The 13,017-nt window shown below is 62.6% G+C and carries 13 protein-coding genes; 6 read left to right on the forward strand and 7 right to left on the reverse strand.

Going from position 1 to position 13,017, the window contains the following annotated elements:
• Positions 1-129 precede the first annotated feature (129 nt).
• Genes lhpI through ACSSVY_RS15975 form a run of 4 tightly spaced genes read left to right on the forward strand, consistent with a single transcriptional unit; the run spans position 130 to position 4,998 of the window.
• Positions 130-1,830 (forward strand): cis-3-hydroxy-L-proline dehydratase, encoded by a 1,701-nt coding sequence (lhpI, locus tag ACSSVY_RS15960; protein ID WP_454270568.1) that lies wholly within the window; start codon positions 130-132, stop codon positions 1,828-1,830.
• Positions 1,831-1,870: 40 nt separating this feature from the next.
• Positions 1,871-2,830, forward strand: a complete 960-nt coding sequence (locus tag ACSSVY_RS15965) for a dihydrodipicolinate synthase family protein (protein WP_454270569.1) — start codon at positions 1,871-1,873, stop codon at positions 2,828-2,830.
• Complete coding sequence (locus ACSSVY_RS15970) at positions 2,821-3,735, forward strand: 4-hydroxyproline epimerase (protein ID WP_454270570.1); 915 nt, start codon at positions 2,821-2,823, stop codon at positions 3,733-3,735. Before ACSSVY_RS15965 ends, ACSSVY_RS15970 begins: the two co-directional genes overlap by 10 nt.
• Positions 3,736-3,756: 21 nt before the next feature.
• Positions 3,757-4,998 carry an NAD(P)/FAD-dependent oxidoreductase gene (locus ACSSVY_RS15975; RefSeq protein WP_454270571.1) on the forward strand — a complete coding sequence of 414 codons (1,242 nt, stop codon included), beginning with the start codon at positions 3,757-3,759 and terminating at the stop codon, positions 4,996-4,998.
• Between the two features lie 190 nt (positions 4,999-5,188).
• Here the strand turns inward: ACSSVY_RS15975 and ACSSVY_RS15980 are convergent, their stop codons facing one another.
• The 4 genes from ACSSVY_RS15980 to ACSSVY_RS15995 form a co-directional block, all read right to left on the reverse strand.
• Positions 5,189-6,220: a trans-3-hydroxy-L-proline dehydratase gene (locus ACSSVY_RS15980; protein WP_454270572.1), complete on the reverse strand. Its 1,032-nt coding sequence runs from the start codon at positions 6,218-6,220 to the stop codon at positions 5,189-5,191.
• 139 nt (positions 6,221-6,359) lie between these two features.
• Positions 6,360-7,217, reverse strand: a complete 858-nt coding sequence (locus ACSSVY_RS15985; protein ID WP_454270573.1) for a 3-keto-5-aminohexanoate cleavage protein — start codon at positions 7,215-7,217, stop codon at positions 6,360-6,362.
• Positions 7,218-7,231: 14 nt separating this feature from the next.
• A complete protein-coding gene (locus ACSSVY_RS15990) occupies positions 7,232-8,089 on the reverse strand; it encodes an alpha/beta fold hydrolase (protein WP_454270574.1) in 858 nt (285 codons plus the stop codon).
• Positions 8,086-8,466 (reverse strand): hypothetical protein, encoded by a 381-nt coding sequence (locus tag ACSSVY_RS15995; protein WP_454270575.1) that lies wholly within the window; start codon positions 8,464-8,466, stop codon positions 8,086-8,088. Before ACSSVY_RS15995 ends, ACSSVY_RS15990 begins: the two co-directional genes overlap by 4 nt.
• Positions 8,467-8,661: 195 nt before the next feature.
• Between ACSSVY_RS15995 and ACSSVY_RS16000 the strand changes: the two genes are divergently transcribed.
• Both ACSSVY_RS16000 and ACSSVY_RS16005 read left to right on the forward strand, forming a co-directional pair.
• On the forward strand, positions 8,662-9,537 hold the full coding sequence (locus tag ACSSVY_RS16000) for a dioxygenase family protein (protein ID WP_454270576.1): 876 nt from the start codon (positions 8,662-8,664) through the stop codon (positions 9,535-9,537).
• A 96-nt stretch (positions 9,538-9,633) separates the two neighbouring features.
• On the forward strand, positions 9,634-10,524 hold the full coding sequence (locus tag ACSSVY_RS16005) for a LysR family transcriptional regulator (RefSeq protein WP_454270577.1): 891 nt from the start codon (positions 9,634-9,636) through the stop codon (positions 10,522-10,524).
• Between the two features lie 66 nt (positions 10,525-10,590).
• Here the strand turns inward: ACSSVY_RS16005 and ACSSVY_RS16010 are convergent, their stop codons facing one another.
• Genes ACSSVY_RS16010 through ACSSVY_RS16020 form a run of 3 tightly spaced genes read right to left on the reverse strand, consistent with a single transcriptional unit; the run spans position 10,591 to position 13,013 of the window.
• Positions 10,591-11,280 carry an ABC transporter ATP-binding protein gene (locus ACSSVY_RS16010; RefSeq protein ID WP_454270578.1) on the reverse strand — a complete coding sequence of 230 codons (690 nt, stop codon included), beginning with the start codon at positions 11,278-11,280 and terminating at the stop codon, positions 10,591-10,593.
• Positions 11,273-12,016 carry an ABC transporter ATP-binding protein gene (locus ACSSVY_RS16015; RefSeq protein WP_454270579.1) on the reverse strand — a complete coding sequence of 248 codons (744 nt, stop codon included), beginning with the start codon at positions 12,014-12,016 and terminating at the stop codon, positions 11,273-11,275. The genes ACSSVY_RS16010 and ACSSVY_RS16015 overlap by 8 nt, the downstream gene beginning before the upstream one ends.
• Entirely contained in the window at positions 12,009-13,013 is a 1,005-nt protein-coding gene (locus ACSSVY_RS16020; RefSeq protein ID WP_454270580.1) for a branched-chain amino acid ABC transporter permease, read from the reverse strand. The genes ACSSVY_RS16015 and ACSSVY_RS16020 overlap by 8 nt, the downstream gene beginning before the upstream one ends.
• Positions 13,014-13,017 lie beyond the last annotated feature (4 nt).

Here is a 13,017-nt window from a genome sequence, read left to right on the forward strand (position 1 = left end):
TGTTTAAGCATATATTTACGTTGGGCACAACAGTAGCAATCCGGAGTGCGCAGGGGGAGACCGAATATCGGATTTTTCCGAAATCCCTGCCGGACCGCGCCAAGACAGACTTCAACAAAGGGTGATCTCATGCCGGACCTGATTGTCGCCGCCGAGGTTGAGGGGCCGATCCTGCTCTGCGACGAGGGGTTGAGTGTCTGGGGCGGTGTTGATCCTCTGAGCGGTCGGATCATCGACGCGCATCACCCGCAGCAGGGCCAATCGCTGGCCGGTCACGTCGTGATGATGCCGACAAGTCGCGGCTCTTGCACCGGAAGTGGTGTGCTCTTGGGATTGGCCTTTGCCGGAACCGCGCCCAAGGCGCTGATTTTCCGCGAGGGCGAGGACATTCTCACCTTGGGCGCGCTGGTCGCCACGCGGCTTTTTGAACGGCCGATTGCTGTTCTGCGCCTCTCAGCCTCCGATTACGACCGTCTGGCGCGCGAATCCCATGCCGTGATTACCGGCACCCATCTGCGGGCGGGTGATCTGGAGTGGCCGCTGACCTCTGTTGCCTCTGAGGGTCTGACCCTCTCGGACGTTGACCGCGCCTTTCTGGCCGGGGAACATGGCGAGGCGGCGCAATTGGCGATGGAGATCATCACCACACTTGCCGCCGCCCAAGGTGCTCCGAGCCTGACGGATGTGACCCGCGTGCATATCGACGGCTGCATCTATGCCAGCCCCGCCTTTCTGACCTTTGCCCGCGCCATGGCGGACAAGGGCGGGCGGGTGCGGGTGCCCACGACAATGAACGCCATTTCGGTCGATCACGCCAACTGGCGTGCGCAGGGTGTGGCCGAGAGCTTCGGCTTGCCCGCCAGCCAACTGGCCGACGCCTATGTCGAGATGGGCGCGCGTCCCAGTTTCACCTGTGCGCCCTATCTGCTCGACGATAGGCCGGTCGCCGGCGAGGATATCGCCTGGGCCGAGAGCAATGCAGTGATCTATGCCAACACGGTTCTGGGCGCGCGCACCGTCAAGCATGCTGATTTCATGGACCTGTGCATCGCGCTCACCGGGCGGGCCGCGCGGTCTGGCGTCTATCTGGACCAGAACCGCGCAGCCCGCCGGATCATCGACATCGACGTGCCCGAGGGCATCGACGATGCCTTTTGGCCGATGCTGGGCTGGATCGTTGGTCAGGTTGCCCCTGACCGCATCCCGCTCTTGCGCGGGCTGGAGGGATTGCATCCCTCCGACGATGATCTCAAGGCGCTTTGCGCGGCCTATGGCACCACCTCTGCGTCACCGATGATGCATATCGCGGGAATCACGCCCGAGGCGGACATGCCCCCCACGCCCGATGCCGATCACGCGCGCGTCACGGCGCAGGATTTTGCGCAGGCTTGGCAGGGGTTCAATCAGGGGGCCGACAAGGTTGATCTGGTCGCACTCGGCAGCCCGCATTTTTCCGCCGCAGAAAGTGCGGTCTTTGCCGATCTGATGGAGGGGCACCATACCAATGCAGATGTAGCCACGATCATCACCCTCGGGCGCGGCACGCTGGTGACGATCACCGCGAATGGCGTCAAGGCGCGGCTTGAGGCCGCTGGCGTGATCATCGTGCCCGATATCTGCTGGTGCTCGATTTCCGAGCCGGTGTTTCCGCCAACGGCAGAGGTCCTGATGACCAACTCCGGCAAATACGCGCATTATGCCCCCGGCCTCAGCAATCGCGCCGTGCGGTTTGGCTCGCTCGAACAATGTGCCATGACCGCGCAATCCGGTCTGGCCCCCACAACCCCACCGCCGTGGATCGCCGCGGCCCCGGCCCTTGTGGGCCACTGACCGCCGCCACCGGCCCAACGCCAATCCAAAGGAGTTTCCCATGAAGAAAGACGTCTTTCACGGCACCATCCCCGCCCTGCTGACCCCCTGCACCCCGGATCGCAAACCCGATTTCGACGCGCTTGTGCGCAAGGGGCAGGAAATGATCAAAGCGGGCATGTCGGGCGTGGTCTATTGCGGGTCTTGCGGGGATTGGCCGCTCTTGACGGACGCCGAACGCATGGAGGGCGTCGAACGCCTGACAAAGGCGGGCGTGCCGGTGGTCGTGGGCACCGGGGCCATCAACACGAAATCCGCCGTGGCCCATGCCGCGCATGCGCAAGAGGTGGGGGCCGCGGGCCTTATGGTGATCCCCCGCGTTCTGTCGCGCGGTCTGTCGGTCGCTGCGCAGCGCAACCATTTCAAGGCCATTCTCGAGGCCGCCCCGGATGTGCCCGCGATCATCTACAACAGCCCTTATTATGGCTATTCCACCAAGGCTGACCTCTTCTTTGCCCTGCGCGCTGAGCATAAGAACCTGATCGGGTTCAAGGAATTTGGCGGCAAGAATGATCTCAGCTACGCCGCCGAGCACATCACCCATCAGGATGATGATGTGATCCTGATGGTGGGGGTCGATACCGAAGTGTACCACGGCTTTGTCAAATGCGGGGCGGTGGGGGCCATTACCGGCATCGGCACGATTTTCCCCAAAGAGGCGCTCTTGCAAGTGGCGCTGTCGCGGCGCGCGGCGCAAGGTTGCCCCGAGGCGGATATGCGCGCCCGTGAATTGGCCGATGCGTTTTCTGTGATCGCGAAATTCGACGAAGGTGTCGATCTCGTGCTCTATTTCAAGCATCTCATGGTGTTGAAGGGCGAAGAGGAGTACCGCCTCAACATCAACGAGACCGATGCGCTCTCGCCGTCTCAGGCGCGGTTCTGCGAGGCGCAGTTCCATCAGTTCAACACATGGTTTGCCAATTGGGTCAAACAGGGCGGGGTGATCGCTGAATGCATGTGATCGACAGCCACACCGGCGGCGAGCCGACGCGCGTGATCCTTGACGGGGGGCCGGACCTTGGGTCCGGGCCTCTGTCCGAGCGCGCCCGACTGCTGGCCTCGGAGCATCGCGATTTCTACCAGTCGGTCAGCCTTGAGCCGCGCGGTCAGGTGGCGATGGTCTGTGCGTTTCTGGTGCCGCCGACTGATCCGAGCTGCGTCACCGGCGTGATCTATTTCGACGCCGAGGCGGTTTTGGGCATGTGCGGTCATGGAACCATAGGCCTTGTCGTCACGCTCGCGCATATGGGGCGGATCAAACCGGGCATTCACCGGATCGAGACACCCGTGGGCATCGTCACGGTCGATCTGATTGACGCCAACACCGTCACCGTCACCAATATCGAGAGCTACCGCACCAATACCGGCGTCACGGTCGAGATCGACGGTATCGGCGCGGTCTCTGGCGATGTGGCCTACGGCGGCAATCTCTTTTTCCTTGTCGATCCCAGCCCCATTCCCGTCCATTCCGGCACTATCCGGGCGCTGACTGATGCCACCATTGCTGTGCGCGAGGCTGTGCAGGCGCAGGGAATAGACGTGGATCATGTTATCTTTTACGGCCCCTCCGACGATGCGGTAGCCCATAGCCGCAACTTTGTCCTATGCCCAGACAACGCCTATGACCGCTCGCCCTGCGGCACGGGCTGTTCGGCGCGGCTGGCCTGTCTGGCGGCAGAGGGGCGGCTGGAAGCGGGGGAAGAGATCGTGCAGGAAAGCGTGATCGGCAGCACCTACCGGCTGTCCTATAACCCCGGCCCGAATGGCGGCGTGATTCCGTCGATCACCGGGCGGGCCTATGTGATGGCCGAAAGCACATTGCTTTTCGATCCCAACGATCCGTTCCGCAACGGTATCCGTCTCTGACCCTTATGGCAAAGGTGCCCCATGGCGCGCTCTGAAATTCTCGTTATCGGTGCCGGTATTATCGGCGTCACAAGTGCCCTTGCGCTGCAACGGGACGGCCATTCCGTGCGTATTCTCGACCGCAAGGGCGTCGCCGCCGAGACCTCACGCGGCAATGCCGGGGCCTTTGCCTATACCGATATCGAGCCGCTGGCGACCCCCGGCATCCTGCGCAAGGCACCGAAATGGCTGCTTGATCCCTTGGGGCCACTGTCGATCCCGCCTGCCTATGCGCTGCCGCTCCTGCCGTGGATGCTGCGGTTCTGGCGGGCGAGTTGGCAGGACCGTTATGCCGCCGCTGTCACAGCGCAAGGCAGCCTGATGCACCAGTCCCGCGCCGCGTTAGAGCGGCTTATTGTGGATGTGTCAGGCGAACCGTTGATGCGCCGCGAGGGGCAATTGCAGGTCTATGAAGGAGAGGCCGCCTATCGCGCGAGCCTGCCATCATGGCATTTGCGCCGCAAGCATGGCGTGCGGTTCGACCTGCTTGAAAGCCCCGGCGCATTGGCTGAGATTCAGCCCCGTCTCAGCCCGCGTTTCACCCATGCGGGCTATACGCCCGACTGGATGAACACCGTCGATCCGGCGCGGTGGACCGAACATCTGGCGCAGCAGTTCGTGGCCGCGGGTGGCGTGATCGAGATCGCCGATATCCGCGCGCTGCGGCAGGTGGGCGATGGCGTCGAGGTCGAGACCGCGGCCGGCACGATCCACGCCGATCAGGTTGTGCTGGCGGCGGGCGCATGGTCGCACCATCTGGCGCGCACCTTGGGCGACAGTATCCCGCTCGAAACCGAGCGCGGCTATAACACCACCTTTCCCGCCGCCACGTTCGATTTGCGCACCCATCTGACCTTTGCCGACCACGGCTTTGTCGTATCCAAGATTGGCGAAGGGCTGAGGGTTGGCGGCGCGGTGGAACTGGGCGGCTTGCGCCTTGCGCCCAATTACAAGCGGGCGGAAATGCTGGTGCGAAAGGCCCGCGATTTCCTTCCGGGGTTTGAGCCGCAAGGCGGCACGCAATGGATGGGGTTCCGCCCCTCGCTGCCCGACAGCCTGCCGATCATCTCCCGCGCGCCGCGCGCCGACCGGGTGATCTATGCCTTTGGCCACGGGCATCTGGGCCTGACGCAATCGGCGGGCACGGCGGAATTGGTCGCAGCCCTCGCCGCGCGGCGTGATCCGGCCATTTCAATTGCACCGTTTGACGCGGCGCGGTTTTAGAGAGAGATTTGGCCTGAAGGTGACATTGGACCTCAGCGATGAGCCGCGCGATCGCTGGGCCGGGGACTAGCGATGCAACGGCAGCAACTGCCACTTTATGCAAGCACACTCCGTATGACTCCAAAGAGATGCACTGCATCTCAAAATCGCTTTAGTCCAACGTCCCCTTCAGACCAAACTCAGCCCCCCGTCACCCAATCCTCGGCCATGTATCCGACAACCGATACCCCCCCGGCCAAGGATCGCTCGGGTCGAGCATGTGCTGCGCGGTGCCGGTGATCCAGCCGCGCCCGTTGATCTCGGGGCGGATGGCATCCAGACCACCGACCGTCACGCGGCCAAGAATGCGCCCATGAAACTCTGACCCGATGATCGACACGCCGGTAAAGCGATCCTCCTCGCCCATCTCGCCCCGTGCCGCCAAAATTGCCATGCGCGCCGAGACCGCCGTGCCGGTGGGTGAGCGGTCGAGCTTGCCGGGCTGGATCGCCACGACGGATTGCGCGCGCAAGGTCGTGCGCTCCCGTGTGATCGGCCCGGCAAAGAGGCAAAAGGAATGATGCGCCCAATCGGGTTTTTCGGGATGCTCGAACCGGAACTGCGCATTGGCGGCATTGGTGATGCGAATGCCAAGCTCTGCGATCTGGCGCGCGTTATCCTCGACCAGATCGACGCCAAGCGCCACGGGATCGACGACCACGAAGCTATCCCCGCCAAAGGCCGTATCCACCGTGATCCGTCCCACACCCGGCACATCAAGCGGCACGCCCAGACGGCTGGCGAAGGACGGCAAATTCTCCACGTAAATCCGCTCGGCCTTGCCATTGGCGCACTCCGCCCGCACCCGCACCAGCCCGCCCGGCGCTTCAAGCACCATATGGGTCACCGGCTCTTGCATCGGCAGGATGCCACTATCCAGCAACACAGTCGCCACACAGATCGAGTTTGAACCCGACATCGGCGGCGTATCCTCGGGCTCCATGATGATCCAGGCAGCCTGTGCCTCAGGGTGCTTGGGTGGCACCAACAGATTGACATGCCGGAACACCCCGCCGCGCGGTTCGTTCAGCATGAAATTGCGCAGGGTCTGATCCTCGGCGATCCATTTGCGCTGCTCCCAGATCGTGTCGCCGGGGGGCGGCGTCACGCCACCGACGATGACATCGCCCACCTCGCCCTCGGCATGACAGGAAACGACGTGAATGATCTTGGTGCTGCGCATGATGTGCCCTCGTGCCGCTCTGCTGTCCCGTGGTCCCGCCTGTCACACAAGGACCGTGCCCGGTTGGTATGACGGAGCTACGCCCTAGAGGTCAATGGTCAGCGCACCACCGCGCGCCGGGCAGCACAGACATGCCCGCTCAGGCCGCCTTGCCGTCTGCCAAGCACGTCGTGCGCAGGCCCAGCATCTGCCGCGCCTCGGCACATGTGGCCACGGGGCGCGCGTGACGCGCGCAGATCTCGACCACCCGTTCCACCAGGGCAGCATTGGAGGGCGCAAGCGTGTCGCGATCCAGTCGCACGTTATCCTCAAGCCCGGTGCGGGCATGTCCGCCCGCCGCGACGGCCCATTCATTGAGCGTGATCTGATGCCGCCCGATCCCCGCCGCGCACCATGGCGCATCCGCACCGAACAGGCGTTTGACCGTGTGGATGTAATAGTCGAACACGTCGCGGTCGACCGGCATGGCGTTCTTGACCCCCATCACGAACTGAACATAGGGCGTGCCGAGGAGTTGGCCGTGATCCGCCATCTCCTTGGCCTTAAGGATGTGGCTCAGGTCAAACGCCTCGATCTCGGGCTTGACCTCATGGCTGCGCATTTCCCCCGCCAGCCAATCGACCAGATCAGGCGGGTTCTCATAAACCCGTGTGGGGAAATTGTTGGACCCGACCGAGAGCGACGCCATGTCGGGGCGCAAGGACAGCATAGCGCCCCGCGTTTCCCCCGCGCCCGACCGACCACCTGTCGAAAACTGAAGGATCATGCCGGGGCAATGCGTCTCCAACCCTTCCTTGAGGCGGGCGAACTTTTCCGGATCGGAAGAGGGCGATCCATCGTCATGACGCACATGCGCATGCACGATGCTCGCCCCGGCCTCAAACGCCGCATGGGTCGATTCGATCTGTTCGGCCACAGTGACCGGCACCGCCGGATTGTCGGATTTCTGCGGCAGGCTGCCGGTGATTGCCACGCAGATGATGCAGGGTTTGGTCATGTCGGTCGCTCCTGTTAGGCCGCGTGTGCCGCAGCGCAGGGCATCCGCGCGAGGGCATCAAGGAAAAACGGGCGGAACCCTTGGGGATGTTCGCTCATCGGGAAATGGCCCAACTCATCCATCACCGAAACCGTCGCACCGGGGATTGCCGCCGCCGTGCGTTTGGCATCCTCGGGGGTGCAGGTCAGATCATAGGCTCCCACCAGCAAATGCACCGGGGTTTTGCCGGTGTCGATCTGCCCCAACCGCCCGATCAGGCTATCGTCGCGGGTGTAAAAACTCAGATCGCCGCGAAAGACGCCCGGACCAGACTGCATGAACATCCAGAGCGTATTCCAGCGTTCGGCATTCGGGGCATAGGGTGAGATATTGGCCGACACGAGGGCCGCGCCCATCTCGCCGCCATGGGCATCGGGACGGTGGAACCAGTCGATGTCATACCACGCGGGTTGAAAATCCGACGCCTCGATGGCGATAAAGCCGCTGAATTGCTCAGGGTGCAGCGCCGCCAGTTGCAGCGCGATCCGCCCGCCCATCGAACAGCCCGCCAGAATGGGGCGTTCCAACCCCAAAGCTGCGACGACCGCCAGCACGGTTTCTATATAAGCCTCGGTGGTTAGAAGATATTCCTGCGTTTCAAACCCCTCGGGCGGCAGGGATTTCCCATGCCACGGCATGTCAAAGGCGATCAGGCGATGGCCCGCCGTCACCTCGGCGTCAGTCATCAGATGCCGCCATTGCCGCGTATCGGCCCCGGCGGTGTGCAGGCACAGAACGGCGCGCCCCTGCCCCGCCTCCTCGAAATAGATCCGGCGCGGGGTGCCACCGATCTCGATGTTCAGGTAACGGCCTGTGATTGGCTCAATGCTCATGCGACACCCTCCTCTGTGTGGCGGGCCAGCGCCATGACCTCCTTGAAGAACCGCAGGTTCTTGACCAGACACAGGATGTCGCCGTCAATCCGCCCGCGCCCAATCTTGGCCAGCCCGAAAATATCGTGAAATCCCGGCGCAGGGCGCGCCTGCCAGAACTGTTCCAGCGCGTCGGCATCGGTGCGGAGCGCGAACCGCCATGGTGTCTTGCGGCTTGGCCCGGCCTCGACCGAAACAATCCGCCCCTTGTCGAAGGTCAGATAGATTTCCTCGCCCTCAACCTCGATCAACACCGTCTCGGAAAAGAGCCGCCCAAGACGCAAGAGATGCGGCTGATCCTCCAGCCGTGCCTCTATCTCGCGAAATCTGTCGATCACCTCTGCCTCCCTCTTGATGCTGCGGATGTGCTAGAGGTGACATTTAAGAGGCCGGTTGATCCATGCCGGACGGGGTATCACGCGATACCGCCTGCGGCATTGGTTTGACGCCTGTCATGACCGACAACAAGGACCACAGGGCGTGCCCCGGCCAGCCCCAGGATATCAGAAACCCACCCGTTTGGAGGAGAACCCATGGGAATCGTCAATCTTGAGAATATCACCGATGTGGTGATCGCGAGCCTCGGCAAGCACGGTGACATCACCGACCGCCAGCGCGAGATCATGACCGCGCTCATCCGCCACCTGCACGCCTTCTGCAAGGATGTGAACCTGCAACATGGCGAGTTCCTTGAGGGCTGCGAATACCTCAAGCGCGCGGGACAAACGTGCGACGAGAACCGACAGGAATTCATCCTTCTTGGCGACATCATCGGTGTCGAAGTGCTGGTGGACATGCTCTCGAACCCAATTGACGGCCCCGAGAGCGAGTCGACCGTGCTTGGCCCCTTCTACCGCGAGAACCCGCCAGTGCTGCCCAAGGGCGCCTCGACCATCCAGAAACATTACGACAACGAGGAAACCGCCTATTACGAAGGCTATATCCGCGATGCGAATGGCAATGGCATCGCGGGCGTCACGCTCGATGTCTGGGAGGATGCGCCGAACGGCATTTACGAAAACCTCGACCCGGATCAGCCCGAATACAACCTGCGCGGCCGCTTTGAAACTGATGCGAATGGTCACTACGCCTTTGTCGCCGTGCGCCCAGTCCCCTATCCGATCCCCGACACGGAAACGGCGGGCGAGCTCTTGCGCTACATGGGCCATCACCCCTACCGCCCCGGCCATATGCATTTCATCATCTCAAAAGACGGCTACCGCCAGTTGATCAGCCAGATCTACGATGGCGACAGCAAATGGCTCGATGATGACAGCGTGTTCGCGGTCAAGGACAGCCTGATCGGCACATTCAAACCGGCCCCCAAAGAGCTCGGTACCGACCTGCATTTCGAGTTCGATTTCGTGCTCAAGGCGGACGCTGCGGCGCAGGCCGTCGCCGCCGAATAAGCCGACCTCTCTCCCTGCGACCTCAAGGCCCCCGTCACGCGGGGGCTTCTTTTATGGCCGCAACAGGCTAGGCTAGGCGCGGGGCTGGAGGGTGCCATGAATTTTAGACAACTGACCTATTTCATCGCCGTGGCGGAGGAACTGCATTTTGGTCGCGCCGCAGAGCGTCTCGACATGGCGCAACCGCCGCTCAGTCGCCAAATCAAGCAGATCGAAGAAGAACTGGAAGCGATCCTGTTCAACCGCGGCCGCAGCGCCATCAGTCTGACGCAGGCGGGTGAGCGATTGCTGGAGCGGGGGCGTTCGATACTCGCGCAATTGGAAGACACCAAGCTCGAAGTGCGCCGTCTGGGTCAGGGGGCCGAAGGGCGGCTGCGCATCGGCTTTGTCGGCTCGGCCACGTTCGGCATCCTGCCCAATATCATAAAATCGTTCCGCGCCAATTATCCCGAGGTCAATCTGAGCCTCAATCCCATGAACAACGCACAGTTGCATCGCGCTCTGGTGTCGCGCGAACTCGACGTGGCCTTTGCCCGCCCAGCACTGAGCGATCAGGAGTTCGTCACGCGGGAACTGATGGAGGAAAAGCTGATCCTGGCCCTGCCCGACACAGTCGATACCGGCGGGCGCACTGTGGCCAAGCTGGAGCGGCTCGAGACGCACAACCTCGTGCTTTACCCCGAGTATCCGCGGCCCAGCTTTGCCGATTTCGTGCTCAAGGCGATCGAGGGGGCGGGATTCACCGCCCCTCTGCGCCTCTGGTGTATGGATCTCCAGACAGCACTCAGCCTCGTCGCGATTGGCGAGGGCGTGTGTATCGTGCCAGAATCGGTCTCGACCGCCCCGCGCAAGGGCATGAAATTTCTCAGGATCGAGCCGGAGATTGCCCGCACCAGCCTGTCAGTCAATCACCGGCTCGACGAACAGGGCGTGCATGTCCACAATTTCGTGCAACTCGCCCAAAAGGTCGCGCGCAAGCAATTTTGAGCCGGGGCATTGGGCGAAAAGAGGCGCCCGCACGTCACGCGCGCCTCTCTTAGCACCTTGCCCCTGTCAAACCCCGAGCCAGCGATGCTGCGCCGCCGTATCTGCGCGGATATCCTCTGCCGTGCCGGTCCAGACCACCTGACCCTTGCTGACCACGACCACATCATCGGCAAGCGAGGTGGCAAAGCCGAAATTCTGCTCGACCAGCACCATCGACAACCCCTCGCGCTTGAGCTCCATCAGCTTGTCATGGATCAGCTTGACGATGATCGGGGCCAGCCCCTCGGTTGGCTCATCAAGGATCAGAAGGCGCGGGTTCATCAAGAGCGCGCGGGCAATCGCCAGCATCTGTTGTTCGCCCCCCGAAAGCTGCGTGCCGCCATTGTCCAACCGCTCGCCAAGACGCGGGAAGAGGTCCAGCACCCGGTCCGTCGTCCAGGCCCCGTCAAACCGCTTGGACGCGATTTCAAGGTTCTCACGCACCGTCAGAGAGGGGAAAATATCCCGCGTTTCCGGCACATAGGCGATGCCCGCCTTTGCGATGTCATAGGGCCGCTTGGGCATGGCGCTGCCCTCAAAGGTGATCTGCCCGTCGCGCAGCGGCAAGAGCCCCATCACCGTCTTGAGCGTGGTGGATTTGCCCGCACCATTGCGCCCCAGAATGGCCAGAACCCGACCCGCCTCGGCGCGCAGCCCCATGCCGTAGAGGACTTGGGTTTCGCCATAGCCGGAATTGACTGCACTCAGTTCAAGCATCTTCCCAACTCCCCAGATAGATGTCCTTGAGCAGCTTAGAGCCGCGCGCGGCCTCGGGCAGCCCGTCAAACACCACCTCGCCATAGTTCAGCACGGTGATCGTATCGGCCACGTCAAAGGCCAGATCCATGTCATGCTCGATGATCAACAGCGTGAGGTCACGCGGCAGATTGTTCAGCAGGTCGTGAAACCCCTTGGCCATCTCCGGGCCAACGCCGCTTGTCGGTTCGTCCATCAACAAAACCAGAGGCCGCGTCGCAAGCGCCACGCCCACCTCCAATTGACGCCGGACGCCGTAGCTGATCTCGGACACCCGCGCATGCAGATAGGGCATGAGATTGACCTGATCGGCCACCTCGGCCACGATTTCGCGCACTTCGGGACGTGCGAGGCTGTCGGTATAAAGCCGCGTTGCGTTGCCGGTGTGGATCGCCGCCGCCAGCCCCAGATTTTCCTCGACGGTCAGCCCGTCAAAGAGCGTGTTCTTTTGATAGCTGCGCGACAGGCCCTGCCGTGCGCGCCGCGCCACCGGCAGGGCGGTCACATTCTCACCCGCCAGATGCACCGATCCGCTGTCGGGGGTCAATTCGCCCACCAGCAGGTTGAAGAGCGTCGTCTTGCCTGCGCCATTCGGGCCAAGGATCACCCGCCGTTCGCCGCGTTCGAGCCGGAGCGAGACCCCGCGCGTGACATGCACCGCGCCAAAGCTCTTGTCGAGATTGTGTGTCTCAAGCATCGGTCTTGACCTCCCTCGGGTCTATATCGCGCACCGCATCCGCCGCGCGCCGTTCAATCCGCGCGCCAAAGCGCGCCTCGATCCAGCCAAAGATGCCATTGGCGCGGCTCATCACCACGGCGATCAGAAGAATACCGACCACCAGATGCCAATAACTCGTGAGCGCGCCCACCTCATGCTTGAGCAGCACAAAGACCGCAGCGCCCAGCAACGGACCGACCAGCGTGCCAAGCCCGCCAAGGATCACCACCACAAGCGCCTCGCCCGAGACCGTCCAGGACAAAAGCCCCGGTGAGACAAACATCACATGCTGCGCCGCCATCACACCAGCCAGACCCGAAATCAGACCCGAGAGGCCAAAGACATCCGCCTTGACCCGCCAGACTGTGAGGCCAAGCGCACGCATCCGCTGTTCATTATGCATGACACCTGAGAGGGATCGGCCCAATCCTGAGCGCAGGATCAGCACCGCCGCGCCATAAATCGCGGCCAACACCGCAAGGCAGAAGAGGGCAAAGCTTCGGCCGTCATTCAAGTCAAGGCCGATCAGCGTGAGATCAAGCCGGGCAATGCCGCCCAGACCGTCATCGCCACCAAAGAGCGGCGCCTCGAACACATAGGAATAGCCCATCTGCCCAAACGCGAGCGTTGCCATGATGAAATAGATGCCGTGGCTGCGCGCACAGATCGCGCCAATGACCCAAGCGATGGCCCCGGTCACGGCCACGGCCCCGCCCATTGCCATGAGCGGCGTCAGCCCCACCTTGGTGGACAGGATCGCATAGCCATAGGCCCCGACGCCCAACAGCGCCCCGTGGCAGAGCGAGACCATGCCGCCAAAGCCCGCGACCATATCAAGCGCGATCACCAGCATGGCGAGAATGAGAATCTCGGTGAGGATTTCCAGCCCGAAATATTCCGCCGTAAAGGCCTGAAAGAGGGCTGCCGAGGCCAAGAGCACAAGCGCGCCGTAGCGGAGCGGTGTATGTCGAAACATCGCC

It is taken from the genome of Roseovarius sp. MBR-51, from assembly GCF_053628575.1.